The 17,152-nt window shown below is 66.9% G+C and carries 11 protein-coding genes; 9 read left to right on the forward strand and 2 right to left on the reverse strand.

Annotated features, from left to right (window positions below):
• Positions 1-4,018 precede the first annotated feature (4,018 nt).
• The 7 genes from OCW50_RS22550 to OCW50_RS22580 all read left to right on the forward strand — a co-directional run bounded on the left by OCW50_RS22550 (position 4,019) and on the right by OCW50_RS22580 (position 13,103).
• Positions 4,019-4,873, forward strand: coding sequence for a hypothetical protein (locus OCW50_RS22550; RefSeq protein WP_262299039.1), 855 nt, complete (start codon positions 4,019-4,021; stop codon positions 4,871-4,873).
• A 306-nt stretch (positions 4,874-5,179) separates the two neighbouring features.
• Positions 5,180-6,316, forward strand: a complete 1,137-nt coding sequence (locus OCW50_RS22555) for a glycosyltransferase (protein ID WP_262299040.1) — start codon at positions 5,180-5,182, stop codon at positions 6,314-6,316.
• Between the two features lie 321 nt (positions 6,317-6,637).
• Positions 6,638-7,879, forward strand: a complete 1,242-nt coding sequence (locus OCW50_RS22560; RefSeq protein WP_262299041.1) for a sensor histidine kinase — start codon at positions 6,638-6,640, stop codon at positions 7,877-7,879.
• Positions 7,876-8,520, forward strand: a complete 645-nt coding sequence (locus OCW50_RS22565; RefSeq protein ID WP_262299042.1) for a response regulator — start codon at positions 7,876-7,878, stop codon at positions 8,518-8,520. Before OCW50_RS22560 ends, OCW50_RS22565 begins: the two co-directional genes overlap by 4 nt.
• A 449-nt stretch (positions 8,521-8,969) precedes the next feature.
• On the forward strand, positions 8,970-9,953 hold the full coding sequence (locus OCW50_RS22570) for a TAXI family TRAP transporter solute-binding subunit (RefSeq protein WP_262299043.1): 984 nt from the start codon (positions 8,970-8,972) through the stop codon (positions 9,951-9,953).
• Positions 9,954-10,043: 90 nt separating this feature from the next.
• Entirely contained in the window at positions 10,044-12,215 is a 2,172-nt protein-coding gene (locus tag OCW50_RS22575; RefSeq protein WP_262299044.1) for a TRAP transporter permease, read from the forward strand.
• 78 nt (positions 12,216-12,293) lie between these two features.
• Complete coding sequence (locus tag OCW50_RS22580) at positions 12,294-13,103, forward strand: tellurite resistance TerB family protein (protein WP_262273139.1); 810 nt, start codon at positions 12,294-12,296, stop codon at positions 13,101-13,103.
• A gap of 11 nt (positions 13,104-13,114) precedes the next feature.
• Here OCW50_RS22580 and OCW50_RS22585 read toward each other — a convergent pair whose 3' ends face one another.
• Complete coding sequence (locus OCW50_RS22585; RefSeq protein WP_262299045.1) at positions 13,115-13,711, reverse strand: hypothetical protein; 597 nt, start codon at positions 13,709-13,711, stop codon at positions 13,115-13,117.
• Between the two features lie 235 nt (positions 13,712-13,946).
• Between OCW50_RS22585 and OCW50_RS22590 the strand changes: the two genes are divergently transcribed.
• Both OCW50_RS22590 and OCW50_RS22595 read left to right on the forward strand, forming a co-directional pair.
• Positions 13,947-15,755 (forward strand): IlvD/Edd family dehydratase, encoded by a 1,809-nt coding sequence (locus tag OCW50_RS22590; protein ID WP_262299046.1) that lies wholly within the window; start codon positions 13,947-13,949, stop codon positions 15,753-15,755.
• Positions 15,756-15,781: 26 nt separating this feature from the next.
• On the forward strand, positions 15,782-16,525 hold the full coding sequence (locus OCW50_RS22595; RefSeq protein ID WP_262273136.1) for an SDR family oxidoreductase: 744 nt from the start codon (positions 15,782-15,784) through the stop codon (positions 16,523-16,525).
• 137 nt (positions 16,526-16,662) lie between these two features.
• Here OCW50_RS22595 and OCW50_RS22600 read toward each other — a convergent pair whose 3' ends face one another.
• Positions 16,663-16,917: a hypothetical protein gene (locus tag OCW50_RS22600; RefSeq protein WP_262299047.1), complete on the reverse strand. Its 255-nt coding sequence runs from the start codon at positions 16,915-16,917 to the stop codon at positions 16,663-16,665.
• Between the last annotated feature and the right edge of the window lie 235 nt (positions 16,918-17,152).

The following is a 17,152-nucleotide window of genomic DNA, read 5'->3' on the forward strand; positions in this document are numbered from 1 at the left end:
ACAGGTCCGAGTGGTGCTACCGGCGCGACGGGTCCGCAGGGCGAAACAGGTGCCACGGGTGCAACCGGCTCGCAAGGCGAGACCGGCGCGACCGGTCCAACGGGAGCCACTGGAGCGACGGGACCGCAGGGCGAAACCGGAGCGACGGGTCCAAGCGGTGCCACCGGAGCGACGGGGCCGCAGGGTGAGACCGGCGCCACCGGCGCGACAGGTCCGCAAGGTGAGGTAGGCCCGACCGGAGCCACTGGTCCGTCCGGAGCGACGGGGGCAACGGGCCCATCCGGAGCTACCGGTCCGCAGGGTGAGACAGGAGCCACTGGCCCGCAGGGCGAAACTGGTGCCACCGGAGCCACTGGAGCAACGGGTCCGCAGGGCGAGACTGGCGCCACCGGTCCGAGCGGTGCAACAGGCGCGACGGGTCCGCAAGGCGAGACTGGTGCGACCGGCCCTCAGGGCGAGATTGGAGCGACAGGTCCGTCCGGAGCCACTGGCGCGACGGGCCCGCAAGGCGAGACAGGCGCAACCGGTCCGTCCGGCGCCACCGGCGCGCAGGGCGAGACCGGCGCGACGGGAGCCACGGGTCCGTCCGGAGCTACCGGAGCCACTGGTCCGCAGGGTGAGACTGGCGCCACCGGTCCGTCCGGCGCAACAGGTCCATCGGGTGCGACTGGAGCGACGGGCCCGCAGGGGGAAACCGGTGCCACCGGTCCGAGCGGCGAGACCGGGGCTACAGGCCCTGTCGGCCCCACAGGCGCGACCGGCCCGTCCGGCGCAACGGGAGCCACGGGTCCAAGCGGCGAAACAGGCGCGACGGGCCCGCAAGGCGAGACTGGGGCGACAGGTCCGTCCGGCGCTACGGGTGCAACCGGCCCGCAGGGTGAGAGCGGAGCGACAGGTCCGACGGGAGCCACCGGTCCGTCCGGAGCAACCGGAGCGACCGGCCCAACCGGTTCTCAGGGCGAGACTGGCGCCACCGGTCCACAGGGTGAGACAGGCGCAACGGGAGCCACTGGTCCGCAGGGCGAGACCGGTGCCACTGGAGCGACGGGTCCGCAAGGTGAGACTGGGGCCACAGGTCCCAGCGGAGCGACAGGTGCAACCGGTGCCACCGGCCCGCAGGGTGAGACTGGCGCCACGGGTCCGTCCGGAGCAACCGGAGCCACCGGTCCGCAGGGTGAGACCGGCGCGACGGGTCCGCAGGGCGAGACTGGTGCCACCGGGCCAAGCGGTGCCACGGGAGCGACGGGCCCGCAGGGCGAGACCGGAGCCACGGGTGCAAGCGGCGCCACTGGAGCCACTGGCCCGCAGGGCGAAACAGGTGCCACCGGTCCCAGCGGAGCGACAGGTGCGACTGGCCCGTCCGGATCTACTGGCGCGACAGGTCCGCAGGGCGAAACCGGCGCCACAGGCGCAACCGGTCCGTCCGGAGCCACTGGCGCAACAGGTCCGCAAGGCGAGATCGGAGCCACAGGTCCGTCCGGCGCAACCGGTCCGCAGGGTGAAACCGGCGCCACCGGTCCGAGCGGCGAGACCGGGGCTACAGGCCCCGTCGGCCCCACAGGCGCGACTGGTCCGTCCGGCGCAACGGGAGCCACGGGTCCAAGCGGCGAAACAGGCGCGACGGGCCCGCAAGGCGAGACTGGGGCGACAGGTCCGTCCGGCGCTACGGGTGCAACCGGCCCGCAGGGTGAGAGCGGCGCCACGGGTCCGACCGGAGCGACAGGTCCGTCCGGAGCAACCGGAGCGACCGGCCCAAGCGGCGCCACCGGAGCCACTGGTCCGCAGGGTGAGACAGGCGCCACCGGTCCGTCCGGTGCGACTGGAGCCACTGGCCCGCAGGGTGAGACCGGAGCAACAGGTCCGAGTGGTGCTACCGGCGCGACGGGTCCGCAGGGCGAAACAGGTGCCACGGGTGCAACCGGCTCGCAAGGCGAGACCGGCGCGACCGGTCCAACGGGAGCCACTGGAGCGACGGGACCGCAGGGCGAAACCGGAGCGACGGGTCCAAGCGGTGCCACCGGAGCGACGGGGCCGCAGGGTGAGACCGGCGCTACTGGAGCGACGGGCCCGCAAGGCGAGACCGGAGCCACCGGTCCGAGCGGCGAGACCGGGGCTACAGGCCCCGTCGGCCCCACAGGCGCGACTGGTCCGTCCGGCGCAACGGGAGCAACGGGTCCGAGCGGTGCTACCGGAGCGACAGGTCCGCAGGGTGAGACTGGTGCCACCGGCGCGACAGGTCCGCAAGGCGAGACTGGAGCCACGGGTGCAACCGGTCCGCAAGGCGAAAGTGGCGCGACTGGCCCAAGCGGTGCCACTGGAGCGACAGGTCCGTCCGGGGCGACGGGCGCAACCGGCCCGCAGGGCGAGACTGGTGCAACCGGCCCGTCCGGTGCAACCGGCCCGACCGGAGCCACAGGTCCGACCGGCCCGCAGGGTGAGAGCGGCGCCACGGGTCCGACCGGAGCGACAGGTCCGTCCGGCGCTACGGGTGCAACCGGCCCGCAGGGTGAGACCGGCGCGACGGGTCCGACGGGAGCCACCGGTCCGTCCGGAGCAACCGGAGCGACTGGCCCAACCGGTTCTCAGGGCGAGACTGGCGCGACCGGCCCAAGCGGTGCCACCGGGGCAACAGGTCCAACCGGACCCACGGGCGAGACCGGTCCGACGGGAGCCACCGGTCCGACCGGCAGCACGGGTGCCACGGGCCCGACCGGAGCCACAGGTCCGACAGGTCCCACCGGCGCCACCGGTGCAACGGGACCGACAGGACCCACAGGCCCAAGCGGTGCCACCGGCCCAACAGGTCCGACCGGCCCACAGGGTGAGACGGGCGCAACCGGTCCAACCGGAGCCACGGGTCCGAGCGGCCCGACCGGCAGCACGGGTCCCACGGGACCGACGGGTCCAAGCGGTCCGACAGGTGCCACCGGTCCCACCGGTCCCAGCGGCTCGACGGGTCCCTCAGGGCCTACGGGAGGAACCGGCGCCACGGGTGCGACCGGAGCGACTGGCCCAACCGGAGCGACCGGTCCGAGCGGAGCGACTGGCCCGAGCGGTCCCACGGGTCCGAGCGGCCCGATAGGTCCGACTGGAGCGACTGGTCCGTCCGGGTCAACCGGCCCGACGGGACCCACAGGCCCAAGCGGCCCGACGGGAGGCACGGGTGCGACGGGTCCGATCGGCGGCACGGGTCCAAAGGGTCCGACGGGAGGCACGGGTGCGACGGGCCCCACAGGCGGCACGGGTCCCAAAGGTCCGACAGGCGGCACAGCTCCTGGCGGTCCTACCGGCGGCACGGGTCCCAAGGGGACGGCGGGAGCCACCGGTCCGAAAGGCGCGCCCGGCCCCAAGGGTCCGGGTCCGAAGGATGATCACGGCCACGTTAAGGGGCATGGTCATGACAAGGGACATGGTCATGACAAGGGACATGGTCATGAGAAGACCCCGTCGAAGCCGAGCAAGGTTCCTGTCTGCTCGAACAAGTGGTGCCCGGGCGATGGCAAGCTGCACTTCGTCAAGGACCACCATCACGGCGGCAGCCATTCCCTGCCTCCGCTGGTCAAGGGCCACACGGCTTCACTCGTAAGCTTCGGCTGGGGCCACGAGGCGGGCGGCCTGAACGCGAAGTCCCTGCTGGGTCTTCTGCAGAGCGTGCTCAAGGATCACCTGACCCATGCGGGTGTGATGCCCCCGAAGAGCAAGCCTTCGGTGGGAGGGACCATCCCGCAGCATGGATCCAACCAGGGCGCACCGGCTCCGACTTGGGAGGATCCCTCCAAGACGGGTCACGGGGTGTGGAAGCAGAGCACTTAGTCGCCGCGTGATGGCAGAGTGTTGGGGCACGGGACCAGGCAACTGGTCCCGTGCCCCGAACGTTTCGAACTGGCGCCGCCGGTACGAGAAGAGGCGAGCCGAAGGTGATGTCGTGACGAGGTGCGGACACAGACAGGCGACGCGCCGCACGGTCCTCGCCGGGTTTGCCGGTTGCGTTTTCAGTCGAGAGTTCAGGACGACCAGCATGGCGCAAGTCCCTTCCCCCGCATCGGCTTCCCCCGATCCGAGCCTGCTCGCCGCTCCCGTCACATTGACGGGAAACTGGGGCGCCTCTGCCGAGGCGGCCGCGCAGGTGGTGGCCCGGATGCGCGAGGCGTGCCTGTCCGGCATTCCCTTGAGGTCCGACAGCCAGCCGCGAAGCCTTCTGGTCGACAACCGCTCCGCCAGCGGCGCCACGTCCCCGCCGGCGCAGCCTCCGGCGGAGCAGCCCTCCGTGCATCTTCATGCGGATCGGCCGCAGATGGCCTGGATCGTCGTCACCGCCGGGGAGCGCGACTGGTCGCGGCTCTCCTATCAGTTCGGGCACGAGCTCGGTCACGTGTTCTGCAACAGCTGGCAGGCCTTCGCCAAGCCCCAGCTGCCATCGCAATGGGTGGAAGAGGCGCTCGTCGAGGCCTTCTCCATCCGGGGCCTCGGCCTCCTGGCCGACGGCTGGGAGCGCAAAGCTCCATTCGCCGGTCAGGAGCCGTTCGCCGGGAAGATCCGGCAGTACCGGGACAACCTCGTCGCCAAGTACGGGAAGCGTGCGGCGGAACTGGGCGCGCAGGACGATCTGGCAGCCTTCTTTCGGACACATCGGAAGGCACTCGACAGCGATCTCGGCGTGGCACCGAAGACCGCCGGGGCCGTGTCCGGGTTCTTGGCCGAACTCGAGCGGGACAGCAGCCTCGTGGCCGATCTCGGAGCCTTGAACCGCTGGCCCGAGCGCAGCGCCGTTCCGGTGGAGCGCTATCTCGATCAGTGGGAGGCAAGCTGCTCCGAGGTCGGGACCTCCGGCCTCCTGCCAGGGCGCATCCGAGGCCTGCTTAAGCTCGGATAAGGGTCTGCGGCGGAATACGCCGGAATGAGCGGGAGGCGACCTCCGGTGCCATCCCTCGGGGGTAGGGACAGCCGACTAAATTCTGTGCATGCTGCCTGAAATCGGTCTTTCGAGAGGCTCTTCGCACCCATCATCCGTGAAGCAGCAGCGTCAGGTGAGCGGAGTGCATGGCGTCCCCGTCGAAGCGGAAGTGCCACACGTGCAGGAAGGTCTTACCTAATGCAGATATCGCGCGTCGATGCGACAGCCACAGCACTCGTGCCCGGTGCCGCACCGGACCAAAGGCCCAAGCGGATCGGTCTTTGCATGATCGTCAAGAACGAGGCGCATGTGATCATCGATTGCCTCGAGAGCGTGCGGCCGCTGGCGGATTATATGCTCATCGAGGATACCGGCTCGACGGACGGAACGCAGGAACTCATAAGGAGCTACCTGGCCCGCGAGGGAATCGCCGGAGAGGTGATCGAGGAGCCGTGGCGGGACTTCGCCCACAATCGCAGCCTCGCCCTGTCTCGTCTGCGCGAGCGCACGGATGTGGACTTCGCGCTGATGATCGATGCCGACGAGGTTATCGCCTACGATCCGGGCTTCGACGCGGTGGCGTTCAAGAAGGGTCTGACGCAGGATCTCTACTCCATCAAGATCCGCCTGCATTCGATCGAGTATTCCCGGCCGCAACTCGTCAGCAACAGGGCGGAGTTCCGTTATCGCGGCGTCCTGCACGAATTTGTCGAGGGCCCACCCGGCGGCTACTCCTCGGACACCGCCGAGGGCTTCTGCATGCTGTCGGGGCGGGGCGGCGCCCGGAGCAAGAACCCTCGCAAATACGAGGACGATGCGGCCGTTCTCGAGCGCACGCTGCAACATGAGACGGACCCGTTCCTGGTCTCGCGCTACACGTTCTATCTCGCGCAGAGCTACAGGGACAGCGGTAGGCCGGAGAAGGCCTTGCCGCTGTATCTCAAGCGCACGGAGCTGGGCTTCTGGGATCAGGAGACTTTCATTAGCCTCTACTCCGCCGCACAGATCCTTGAGCAACTCGGGCGCCCGGATACGGAAGTCGTTGGAGCCTATCTGCGCGCCTACGAGGCCTGTCCGTGGCGCGCGGAGGCGCTTCACGGCGCCATGCGCTACTGCCGCCTCGCCGGCAAGCATCACCAGAGCTACCTGATCGGACGGCATGCGGTTACCCTACAGCACCCTGCGGGCGGTCTGTTCGTCCAGCCGTGGGTCTACGAGTACGGCGTGCTCGACGAGTTTTCGATCGCGGCCTACTGGGCGGGTCACTATCAGGATTCCTTCGATGCCTCCCAAAGACTTCTCCGGGAGGACAGGATCCCCGCAGGGGAAAGATCCCGCGTTCTGGCGAATATGAATTTCGCGCTGAAAAAGCTCCCAGGGTCCGCAGCGGCGGAGCAGCCTCTTGAAAGCCTCGCGTCATAAAAGGCTTCGCTGCGCCTCATTTCTCGGCCGCCGGACAAGTGATGCCTGTGCGAACGATCGTCCCCGCCCATCCGCGTTGGCTCCAGGCATGCAACCCCTTTGGAGAAATTTATACTCCCAAATTTGAGTATTATGCCCTGTTGTGATTGTTAAAATCAGCATCGAGGAGGATTTTCTTGATGGCCGACACAAAATATCCGCCCGCCAATCTTAGCAATAACGAGCTTGGCGGAAGTTCCCGAGCTACAGTTTCATTCAAGTTCTAGTTCTATGCACGCCATCCTCGCTTCAATTCTCCACCGTGGCGAAACTTCTCAGGCAATGCTTCGAACGCCTTTGATCGGCCTTGGGCCGGAAGCTCGTCCGGCGGTGGCGGCCGAGCGGATGTTCTCCCGGGGCCGTGCCTTTCTGGCCGGTGCAGCGGCCCGCTGCGGTCGCCGCCGCGCGCCGGCCATGGAGATGGCCGCATGGCCGGCCCCGGGGAGCCTTTCGGGCGGCATGCCGCTTGCAGCTTTGCTCCCCCACGCCGCAGGGATCATGGGGGCCGCTCACATTCTCGTCGTCTGCGACCATGACGACGAGCCGGGCCGTCGGATCGTCCTATGGTCGAATGGCGAGTACCAGACCTGGACCCTGCCTCCGCATGCGGTCGCGCGGCCGGTCGCGGCCGGGCGCGATAAGGCTGCGGAGGCCGGAACACACTCACGCTATCACCCCCTGTCGGATACCCGTTTCCTGTCGGGCGACATCGCGCTGCTCGATCCCTTTCTGAGCCGCGCGTTTCCGGTCCAGAACACCGTGACGGCTCCTTTCCGGCGCCTCTCGTGCCGGGGACGGATCTTCATCCTGCGCCGTGCGTCCTGGAACCAGGGTGACGCGGATCTCGCTAGGCTCGTGGCGCTTCGGGTCGGGATCGAACTCGAGAATCATGTGGTCCGTTCCAGGGACGAGGCGGCGGCTGCGCGCCGCGAGCGGGCGCAGATGGCCCGGGATCTGCACGACAGCATCCTGCAGAGCCTCGCCGCCGCGAGCCTCCATCTGAGCCTTGGCGCCAGCCGATCGTCTGGTGAAGCCAAGAAGCACCTTGACCAAGTGCGCTGGATCCTGTCCTTCGAGGCCGGCCGCATCCGGCGGATCGTGGACGAGACCCGATCGGGCCCGCCTGCAGAGCGCGGCAGCGTGCGGATCGCTGCCGAGCTGGGCCGGCTGATCGATGGGCTGGCGCAGCAATGGGCCTGTTGCATTGCGCTCGATGCGGGCCCGGACGATCTCGCGGTCGCGCCATCGATCGCCGCCGGCATCAGCCACATTCTCATGGAGGCGGTGTCGAACGCCGTCCGCCATGGGCAGGCGTCAGAGGTGAAGGTCTCCGTTCAGGCGTCAGGCTCCTGTCTCGTCGTCGGCATCGAGGATAACGGCGCCGGTTTCGCCTGGTCCTTGGAAGCGGTCGGTCCGCGAGCCGCTCCCGTGTCCCTCTCCTCGCGGGTTGACGACATGGGAGGAACCCTCTTCGTCGCCAGCCGCAAAGGCAGCACCCAGGTCCGAGTAGAACTGCCATTATGATCCAAGCATTGCGGGTTTCGATCGCCGATGATCATCCAGTATTCCTGGGAGGATTGGAGGCGCTTCTTCGGGATCGGCAGGAGTTCCATGTCGTCAGCGTCGACGCGGACGGCACATCGGCCATCGGGAGCATCCGCAGGCTCACCCCCGACATTGCCGTTCTCGACGTGGCCATGCCTGGCCTCACCGGCATTCAGGTCCTGAAGCTTGCGAGCAGCGAGCAGCTGCCCACCCGGATCGTGTTCCTCACCGCTTCGTTGACCAACCAGGATGTTTTGGATGCGGTCGAGTGGGGAGCCTGGGGGATCGTCCTGAAGGAGGCAGCCGCAGACACTCTCGTGCAGTGCCTGATGCAGGTGGCTCAGGGAACCCGGTGGCTCTCCAGCGAACTGATCAATAGTGCGGCAGAGCGCCTATCCGAGCGGCGCCAGAACGTCGGCAAGTTCGAGACGCTTACGACCCGTGAGCGGGAGATCGCTCTACTGGTGGCCGACGGGCTGTCCAACAAGGAGATCGCGCGCCATTTCAACATTTCGGACGGCACCGTTAAGATCCACCTGTACAATGCCTACTATAAAGTCGGCGTCGCTAACCGTGCCTCACTCGCTGCGTTGGTTCGGGCCTATATCGGCAGCACATAACATTCGCGTTGGAACGATCCTGACACGGCGCTGTCCCTTCGTGTCCGCAGCGGTGATCACCATGAAATGGGTTGGACACAGGGATTTGGAACAGTCGTAGGCTTCACCTTCGTCCGACGATCCACCTGCGACGAAGCCCTCGCACGACAACGGCCAGGACCGTCGGCCTTTCGGCGGAACCGCACGGAACACCCGACGAGGATATCCGACGCCGTGGCGCCGGCCTGCCTCTCGAGCTCGACAGACCGGCGATATGCCTCCGCGTCGAACAATGGCCAGCCGGCAACCCGTCGCGGGCATCCATTCCCTGTTGGCGCGCTGATCTCGTCCGCAGGAAAGAACAACATCCCTGGAACTGAGCAGAACCGCCTATGGACGGGGACCGGTTTCCAGCTAGAGTGAAGCAGAACCGTGTTGCAAGCGGTCACATCCTTCACCAGGGGAACACCATGTCCGTCAGATTCACCCGCCGCGACCTCGCGAAGATCGGCCTCGGCCTCGGGGCTGCCACTGTCCTGAGCCGCCACGCCCTCGCACAAGCACCTGCCTTCTTCCGCATCGGCACCGGCGGCACGGCCGGCACCTACTACCCGGTCGGGGGCCTCATCGCGAATGCCGTCTCGAACCCGCCGCAGCTCGTTCTGACCGCCCAGGCGTCGAACGGCTCGGTGGCCAACGTCAATTCCATCGTGTCGGGTGCCCTCGAGTCGGGCTTCACCCAGGCCGACGTCGCCTACTGGGCCTATACGGGGACCGGATTGTTCGAGGGCAAGGGCAAGATCGAGGACCTGCGCCTCCTCGCAAACCTCTATCCCGAGAGCATCCATCTGGTGGCGGCGAAATCCGCCAACATCAAGTCCGTCGCCGACCTCAAGGGCAAGCGCGTGTCGCTCGACGAACCGGGCTCCGGCACCCTCGTGGATTCCCGGATCATCATGTCGGGCTGGGGGGTCAAGGAATCGGACGTGAAAGCGGATTTCCTCAAGCCCAACCAGGCGGCCGAGCGCATGCGCGACAGCGGGCTCGACGCCTTCTTCTTCGTCGGCGGCTATCCCACCAGCGCCATCACGGAGCTCGCGGCGACGGGCGGCGGCGTCGATCTCGTCCCGCTCTCGGGCCCCGAGGCGGACGCGATCCGCAAGCAATACAGCTTCTTCGCGGCCGACGAGATCCCGGCCGGCACCTACAAGGACGTGGCTGCCGTGAAGACCCTCGCGGTGGGCGCCCAATGGGTGACCTCCGCCAAGGTGCCCGAGGCGGTCGTCTACGAGGTCGTCAAGGGTCTATGGAGCGACAAGACCCGTGCGGCCCTCGATGCCGGACACGCCAAAGGCAAGCTCATCCGCAAGGAAAGCGCCCTGGCGGGCGCGGGCATCCCCGTGCATCCCGGGGCCGAGCGCTTCTACAAGGAAGCCGGCCTGTCGAAGGGCTGATCCGTCCCGTCCATCCGCCCGTTCGACCTCCCGTGGCCGACGCCGCGGGAGGTGCTTTGCCTGCCACGTTTGCCTGCCACGAGAGCCCCCATGCCCGCAGCCGATCCCAGCGTCATCATCGAGAACCGCAGCCTCGAGGAGAAGTTCGATCCCGAGATGCGCTTCCGGCCCCTGCCGCCCGGCACCGCCTGGCTCGTGGCCGGTCTGCTGTTGGCGCTCTCGTTCTTCCACTATTACACGGCCGGTTTCGGGCTGCTGCGGGAAGCCACCCATCGCGGCATTCACATGGCTTTCGTCCTGGGCCTGATCTTCCTCGTCTTCTCGGCCTTCAAGAGCGATCAGGACCGGATCGCTCCCTCCACGTGGTGGCGGCCGGGCAGCATCTCCCTGCTCGACTGGGCTCTCGCCGTGGCGGCGGCCGTCTCCAGCCTCTACGTCCCCTGGATCTTCAGCGAACTCGCGTTCCGGGTCGGCAATCCGTCGCCGACGGACGTCGTCATGGGGACCATCCTGATCCTCGTCCTCCTGGAGGCGACCCGCCGATCCGTGGGCTGGCCGCTTCCGGTGATCGCCATCGGGGTCATGCTCTACGCCTATTTCGGCCCCTCCATGCCGGGCATCCTCCAGCATCCCGGCGCCTCCTGGTCCAACATCGTCAACCATCTCTACCTGACCAGCCAGGGCATCTACGGCATCGCCCTGGGGGTGGTCGCCACCTACGTGTTCCATTACGTGCTCTTCGGCGTGCTCGCGACCCGGGTCGGCCTCGGCAAGCTCTTCATCGACCTCGCGACCTGCGTGGCGGGCCGCTACGCGGGCGGCCCGGCCAAGGTGTCGATCTTCGGCTCGGCCCTGTTCGGCATGATCTCCGGCTCCTCCATCGCCAATACGGTCACGGTCGGCTCCCTGACGATTCCGGCCATGATCCGCGTCGGCTACCAGCGCCATTTCGCGGCGGCGGTGGAATCGGCGGCCTCGACCGGCGGCCAGATCACCCCACCGATCATGGGCGCCGCCGCCTTCCTCATGGTGGAGTTCCTCAACGTTTCGTACCAGACGGTGATCCTGGCGGCGGTCGTTCCGGCCTGCATGCATTTCTTCGGCGTGTTCATGCAGGTCCATCTCGAGGCCAAGCGCTCCGGGCTGAAGGGGCTGCCCGCGGAGGAACTGCCCCGGGCCGCCCAGGTCGTCCGCGAGGGCTGGCAGACGATCATGCCGCTCGCCGTGCTGCTGATCGTGCTGTTCTCCGGCTTCACCCCCTATCTCGCGGCCTTCTGGGGCATCACGGCCTGCCTGGTGGTCGGGGCCTCGCGCGTTCCGGCCATCACGCTCGGATTCCTGGCCGCCATCGTCGGGGCCATCGCCATGGGGGTGCTCACCCAGCTGGTCTTCGTGGTCCCGCTCCTGGCCCTGGTGCTGGCGCTTCTCGTCGTCACGTTCCTGCGGAGCGAGGCCGGAAAGGCCATCGTTCTCGACCTCGTCGACGCCTTCGTGGTCGGGGCCAAATATGCCATCGGGGTGGGCGCGGCGGCCGCGACCGTCGGCATCATCGTGGGCATCGTCACGCTCACCGGCGTCGGCTTCAAGATCTCCTTCATCGTCACGTCGTTCGCCGCACAGCTCGCCCAGGGCTTCATGGACTTCGCGCCCGCGGGCCTCGCCGACATGAAGGCCATGACGCTGTTCTTCACCCTGCTGATGACCGCCATCGTGTGCATCCTGCTGGGGTGCGGCGTGCCGACGACGGCGAACTACATCATCATGGTCACGGTCGCGGCGCCGGCCCTGGGCCTCCTCGGCGTCCAGCCCCTCGTGGCACATTTCTTCGTGTTCTATTACGGGGTGCTGGCCGACATCACGCCGCCCGTGGCGCTCGCCGCCTATGCGGGGGCGAGCATGGCGGGGGCGGATCCGTTCAGGACGGGCAACACGGCCTTCCGGCTGGGCCTGGGCAAGGCCCTCGTTCCGTTCGTGTTCGTCTATGGCCCGGCCATGCTGATCGTCACCCCGGAATTCACCTGGCCGGGCTTCCTCTTCGTGACGGCCGGAGCCGTCATCGGCATCGTGTTCCTGTCGGCGGCTTTCGCCGGGTACGGGCTCACGCTGATGCGGCCCTGGGAGCGCTGGCTCATCGGCCTCGCGGCGCTGCCGATCATCGCGCCCGACGTGGAGACCACTCTGATCGGACTGGTGATGGCGAGCCCCGTGGTCGTGTCGCAGCTCGTGAGGGCGCGGGCCGCGATGGTGCCGAGACCTGCCTGAAGATCGGCCGCGCAACCTGAACCATTCGGCGATCCTCCCGTTGTTCTTTGCTTGGATCGAAGACAACGGGAGAGCCTCATGGTCGATTACAGGAAGCTTCTGGATGCGTTCGTGGGAGCCATCGGCCGTCCTGATCACCGCACTCCCGACCAATCCGGTCCCGGGAACCAGGGCCAGCAGGCCGGCAGGAGCGTGACCCAGATCGCCGGTCACACGCCCGATCAGCTCCTGCAGAAGGCGAAGGACTTCGCCGCCCAGCATCCCGGGCTCACCCAGACGGCCCTGGTCAGCCTCGCGGGCCTTCTGTTCAAGGGGCGCAAGAAGGGCAAGGTGACCGGCAATCTGGTCAAGCTCGGCGGCCTCGCGGTGATCGGCGGCCTAGCCTACAAGGCCTACCAGAACCAGCAGACGGCCAAGGGAGCGTCAGCGGGCGGAACGACCGCGCCCTCCGCTCCCGCAGCCCGATCCGAGGAGGATGTCGCGCAATCCGCCCTGAGCCTGCCGGAGACGTCGCGGTTCCACCCGGTCTCGCAGACCGAGGACGACGCGCTCCTGTTCCTGCGCACCATGGTGGCGGCCGCCGCCGCGGACGGGCACATCGACCAGGCCGAGCGGGCCAGGATCGCCAAAGGGCTGACCGAAGCCGGAATCGACCCGGAGGCGAGCCGCTGGCTGGAGACGGAAATGGCCTCGCCGGCCGACGTCGAGGAGCTGGCCGCCAACGTCAACGACCCCGACAAGGCCGCGCAGGTCTATGCGGCCGCTCGCCTCGCCATCGATCCGGATACGATGCAGGAGCGCGAGTTCCTGCACCAGCTGGCCCAGGCGCTGGATCTCGATCCGGCCATGCGTGCGCAGATCGACGACACGGCCGGCGGCCTGAGCTGACGGCGCGCCTCTCAGAGGGGTGACACCCGCCCCAGGGGCCGGATGCTCTGGTACCTCACGGTGCTCTGCGCGCCGCCCCGCTCCTCGTAGCGCTTTCCGAGGACGAAGCCGAGCTCCGGGGAGTACAGGTCCGTGTGCTCCGAGGTGACCTTGCCCTCGCCATCCAGGAAGCGGTTGCGCACCACCAGGACCGCGTAGGAGCAGGTTCCGAGCTGAATCTGCTCCTGACCCGTGACCGTCAGCTCCAGCGAGATCAGGGCGCCGACCTTGTCGGGCTGCGCCGGCGCATAGGTCAGGGCGCGGCGGGCCTTCGGTTCGAGCGGGAAGACCGTCCGCAGATCCGATACGGGAATGTTGATGCTCCGGGCCGTGTCGTCGAAACGGCTGATCGGGAAGAACCCGCGATAATAGATCACGTCCTGTCTCTTCCCGCCCGGATAGGCGTTCACCACGTGGACGAAGTGATCCGAGGCGGGGCGGATTTCCGAAACCGTTCCCTGCCGTTCGAGAACAAAGCCCAGCTTCGCGGTCCGGGCCCCCGGGCAATCGTCCCCCAGGGCAGGAGACGCGAGGATCGTCAGGGCGAAAGGGAGAATGCGTCGAAACATGGGGGGCGACCCGACGTTGTTGGACGAGGAGGCGGTGCGCCGGGACGCTTCCCGACTCCGAAACGATGTAACACGAACTTTGCCCTGGTGGAATGCCTCTGGATCGCTGTCGCGTGAAGACGCCTCTTCGCATGCCCGAAAGGCAGCTACTTTAGTCAGGGGACGGTTGATCTTGCCCCCTGACCTGGATCAAATACCGCCACTGCGTTTACGGATGCCCGAAAGGATATGAAGAATGGCTGAGAGGCCTCACCGTCGCACTCCCGATCAGCTTCGCTCACGGCTATGGTTCGACAATCCGGACAACCCGGGCATGACCGCGCTCTACCTGGAGCGCTACCTGAATTTCGGACTGACGGGGAAGGAGCTGCAGGGCAAGAAGCCGATCATCGGCATCGCACAGACCGGATCCGATCTGTCGCCCTGCAACCGCCACCATCTCGAACTTGCCAAGCGCGTGCGCGACGGCATCACGGCGGCCGGCGGCGTGCCCTTCGAATTCCCGTGCCACCCGATCCAGGAGACGGGCAAGCGCCCCACCGCCTGCCTGGACCGCAATCTCGCCTATCTCTCCCTCGTGGAGGTCCTCTACGGCTATCCCCTCGACGGCGTCGTGCTGCTCACCGGCTGCGACAAGACCATGCCGGCCTGCATCATGGCGGCCGCGACCGTGAACATCCCGGCGATCTCGCTCAACGTCGGTCCCATGCTCAACGGCTGGCACCACGGGGAGCGCACCGGTTCGGGCACCATCGTCTGGAAGGCGCGCGAGCGCCATGCGGCCGGCGACATCGACTATCAGCAGTTCATCGACATCGTCGGCTCGAGCGCGCCCTCGGTCGGCCATTGCAACACCATGGGCACGGCCTCCACGATGAACGCGCTCGCCGAAGCGCTCGGCATGTCCCTGCCGGGCTCCGCCGCCGTGCCCGCGCCGTACCGCGAGCGCGGCCAGATGGCCTATGAGACGGGTCTGCGCATCGTCGACATGGTGTGGGAGGACCTGAAGCCCTCCGACATCATGACCCGCGAGGCGTTCGAGAATGCCATCGTGGCCAATGCGGCCATCGGCGGTTCCACCAACGCGCCGATCCACATCAACGCGATCGCCAAGCATATCGGCGTGCCGCTCGACAACGGCGACTGGGAGCGCATCGGTTTCGAGATTCCGCTCCTCGTGAACGTCCAGCCCGCGGGCGAGTATCTCGGCGAGGAGTATTTCCGCGCCGGCGGATTGCCGGCCGTGATGGCCGAGCTGATCGGTGCCGGCAAGATCCACGAGAACGCGCTGACCTGCACGGGCACGACCATCGGTGAGACCTGCAAGGGCAAGTTCACCTGGGATCACGACGTGATCCGGTCCTACGACAATCCGCTGAAGGAGAAGGCCGGGTTCCTCAACCTGAAGGGAACCCTCTTCGATTCCGCGATCATGAAGACCAGCGTGATCAGCCCGGAATTCCAGGAGCGCTACCTCAACAATCCGGAGGATCCGAACGCCTTCGAAGGACGGGTGGTCGTGTTCGACGGGCCGGAGGATTACCACCACCGCATCGACGATCCGTCCCTCAACATCGACGAGCACACGATCCTCATCATGCGCGGCGCCGGCCCGGTCGGCTATCCGGGCGCTGCCGAGGTGGTGAACATGCAGCCGCCGGGCGCGCTCATCAAGCGCGGCGTTCTCTCGCTGCCCTGCATCGGCGACGGGCGCCAGTCCGGCACCTCGGGAACGCCGTCGATCCTCAATGCTTCGCCGGAGGCCGCCATCGGCGGCGGTCTGGCGCTGCTGCAGACGGGCGACCGGATCCGCATCGACCTCAACAAGCGCAGCGCCGATATCCTTCTCTCGCCGGAAGAGATCGAGAAGCGGCGTGCCGATCTCGAAGCCCGGGGCGGCTATGCCTATCCGGCGAGCCAGACTCCCTGGCAGGAGATCCAGCGCTCGATGGTGGATCAGCTCTCCGAGGGCATGACCCTGAAGCCGGCCGTGAAGTACCAGAAGGTCGCGCAGACCTTCGGCGTGCCGCGCGACAACCACTGAGCTGAACGAAAGGAGCGGGGGCTGTCATGAACAGACTTCACGGAAAGACGGCCCTCGTCACGGCGGCCGGGCAGGGGATCGGACGCGCCATCGCGAAAGCTTTCCTTCGCGAGGGCGCACGGGTCTGGGCGACGGATCTGGACGTCGCCAAGCTCGACGGCCTCGAGGGCGCCGAGCGGCGCAGGCTCGACGTGCTGTCGAACGCCGACGTTGAACAGCTCGTTGCCGAGGCGGGGCCGTTCGACGTTCTCGTCAACGCGGCGGGTTTCGTTCATCACGGTACGATCCTCGAATGCTCCGACCGGGACTGGGATTTCTCGTTCGATCTGAACGTCAAGTCCATGCACCGGACGATCCGGGCGGTGCTGCCGGGCATGCTGGAGAAGGGCCGGGGTTCCATCGTCAATATCGCGTCGGGCGCCTCGTCCGTCCGCGGGATTCCCAATCGATACGTCTATGGGACCACGAAGGCGGCGGTGATCGGCCTGACGAAGGCCGTTGCGGCCGATTTCATCAAGCGCGGGGTCCGTGCCAACGCCATCTGCCCCGGCACGATCCAGTCGCCCTCGCTCGACGAGCGGATTGCCGCGCTCGCCGCGAGTTCCGGTCAGAGCCTGGAGAGCGTGCGTCAGGCCTTCGTCGACCGTCAGCCCATGGGTCGGCTCGGCACGGCCGAGGAGGTGGCGGCGCTTGCCGTCTATCTCGCGTCCGACGAGGCCAGCTACACGACGGGACATATCCATCTCGTCGACGGCGGGTTTGCGCTCTGAGCCGTCGTTGCTTCGAGCGCCGGTCCCGCACTGCTCCCGTCACGGGTGAACCAAGGAAAAAAGGCAGGCTTGAAAGCCTGCCTTTTCAGTTTGCCGTGGTTTGGGATAGGCGGATTATTTCTTGTGGTTGATCGGCATTACCCCCGCGCGGCTCTGCTGTTGGCGCGCTCTGCTTTGGCAATCCATGCCGCCGCCCCACGGTGCCTCCAATCCATCCGCAGGACGATACTGAAGTCCCGAATGGAGCCGCTATACTGACTGAGGCAATACAACATAATTCCTCGTGCAAAATAGAACTTCACCAAAAACGTCGTCAAATCGGATGCTCTTGAGTTGTAGCAAGGTACCTGCTGTGCTTTTTCTCCGAACATGAAGTCGATCAGGATCGACATGGTTGACTGTCGCGGACTTGCAGTTGTTGTGATCATTTTAAGCCTCACGCGAAAGTTGGTTGTATCGTCTCTGGTATAGGATGTTCGTCATCTGTTTGACTTGATGAAGTCGTCCCAACGATCTCACGTCGGTTACCTAGCGGAAATCGGAGAAGCGCAAGGCATATCGGAATTGCGCAGCAAACCTCATGATCGAGCCGTGTTCGCACCGGGAGGGCGTCGCGACGGGCCCCCG

Source organism: Microvirga sesbaniae (genome assembly GCF_025460805.1).
Lineage (GTDB): Bacteria > Pseudomonadota > Alphaproteobacteria > Rhizobiales > Beijerinckiaceae > Microvirga > Microvirga sesbaniae.

What these genes read in the sequence shown, in the direction of transcription:
- OCW50_RS22570 (WP_262299043.1), top strand. Translation starts at nt 8,970, where the DNA reads ATGTCCGTCAGATTCACCCGCCGCGACCTCGCGAAGATCGGCCTCGGC.
- OCW50_RS22550 (WP_262299039.1), top strand. Translation starts at nt 4,019, where the DNA reads ATGGCGCAAGTCCCTTCCCCCGCATCGGCTTCCCCCGATCCGAGCCTG.
- OCW50_RS22560 (WP_262299041.1), top strand. Translation starts at nt 6,638, where the DNA reads ATGCTTCGAACGCCTTTGATCGGCCTTGGGCCGGAAGCTCGTCCGGCG.
- OCW50_RS22595 (WP_262273136.1), top strand. Translation starts at nt 15,782, where the DNA reads ATGAACAGACTTCACGGAAAGACGGCCCTCGTCACGGCGGCCGGGCAG.
- OCW50_RS22585 (WP_262299045.1), bottom strand. Translation starts at nt 13,711, where the DNA reads ATGTTTCGACGCATTCTCCCTTTCGCCCTGACGATCCTCGCGTCTCCT.
- OCW50_RS22565 (WP_262299042.1), top strand. Translation starts at nt 7,876, where the DNA reads ATGATCCAAGCATTGCGGGTTTCGATCGCCGATGATCATCCAGTATTC.
- OCW50_RS22575 (WP_262299044.1), top strand. Translation starts at nt 10,044, where the DNA reads ATGCCCGCAGCCGATCCCAGCGTCATCATCGAGAACCGCAGCCTCGAG.
- OCW50_RS22590 (WP_262299046.1), top strand. Translation starts at nt 13,947, where the DNA reads ATGGCTGAGAGGCCTCACCGTCGCACTCCCGATCAGCTTCGCTCACGG.
- OCW50_RS22555 (WP_262299040.1), top strand. Translation starts at nt 5,180, where the DNA reads ATGATCGTCAAGAACGAGGCGCATGTGATCATCGATTGCCTCGAGAGC.
- OCW50_RS22580 (WP_262273139.1), top strand. Translation starts at nt 12,294, where the DNA reads ATGGTCGATTACAGGAAGCTTCTGGATGCGTTCGTGGGAGCCATCGGC.
- OCW50_RS22600 (WP_262299047.1), bottom strand. Translation starts at nt 16,917, where the DNA reads ATGTCGATCCTGATCGACTTCATGTTCGGAGAAAAAGCACAGCAGGTA.